This is a genomic window from Streptomyces europaeiscabiei (assembly GCF_001550375.1).
GTDB classification, from domain to species: domain Bacteria; phylum Actinomycetota; class Actinomycetes; order Streptomycetales; family Streptomycetaceae; genus Streptomyces; species Streptomyces europaeiscabiei.
Map to the genome: position 1 here is coordinate 1 of NZ_LRTR01000541.1, position 875 is coordinate 875.

General features: G+C 76.5%; 1 pseudogene. It reads right to left on the minus strand.

What is annotated here, in order from left to right:
- Nucleotides 1–875: pseudogene (locus AWZ10_RS26675) on the minus strand (CHAT domain-containing protein); the annotation flags it as partial.

Below are 875 nucleotides of genomic sequence, written 5' to 3' on the forward strand. Positions count from 1 at the left end.
CCGCGCGCAGGCACAGCGCGGGGCGGTGCGGACTCCCGGCCGGGCAGGTGGTCGCGGCCTCGACGAGAGCGTCGACCGAGGCCCGTACGGCTGCGGCGTCGCCCGCCTCGCGTGCCTCCCGCAGGGCTTGCGTGGCCAGTTCGGCACGGACGGCCGGAACTCTCGGATGGTCCGGCGGCAGCGTGCGCCCGGCCTCCTCCCAGGCCCGCACGGCGTCACCGGCCAGCGTCGTGGAGTGGCGTCGCCGGGAACGCGCGAGCAGGAGCCACGCCGACCCGGCGGCCGCCGACAGCTCGGCGTGGAAGGGAGCGTGCTCCGTCCGCTCCACGGCGCGGAAGAGATGCGGCGGAACCCGTGGATCGCCCGCCTGCGCCAGCACGGTGTGCAGCGGCGGCCGGGTGAGGTGGCCCGGCGTGCGGTCGAGCAGCAGGTCGTACTCGTGGACGGCGGCGTCGAGATCGGCGTGGTCGCCGAGCAGGACGTGCCGGTCGAGGAGCAGATGGGCCAGGAACTCGGCGCACCGGTCGGCCAGGGCCGTGGAGGTGGGACCCGGCCGCCGTACGTCGTCCGACGACGCGGTGCCGAGGACGGCCAGAGCGTGCCGCACGAGGGCGATGGCCCGGGTCAGGTCCTGCCCGTCCCGCTCCCGCAGCCAGCGGCGGTAGTGCATCAGAGAACGCGCGGCGGCTTCGGGTGCGCTCGCGGTCTCCGTGTCGCCGGCCAGGATCTCGGCGACCCTGCCGAGGGGAACGGCGAACGGGTCCGGTGAGCCGTCCCCCAGCAGGACCGTCGCGGCGGGGTCGATCGTGGGTGGGGTGAACGCGCCCTCGTCGTCCCGCGGGTCCGCGGGCGCGGGGTCCTTCGGCCGGGACCTC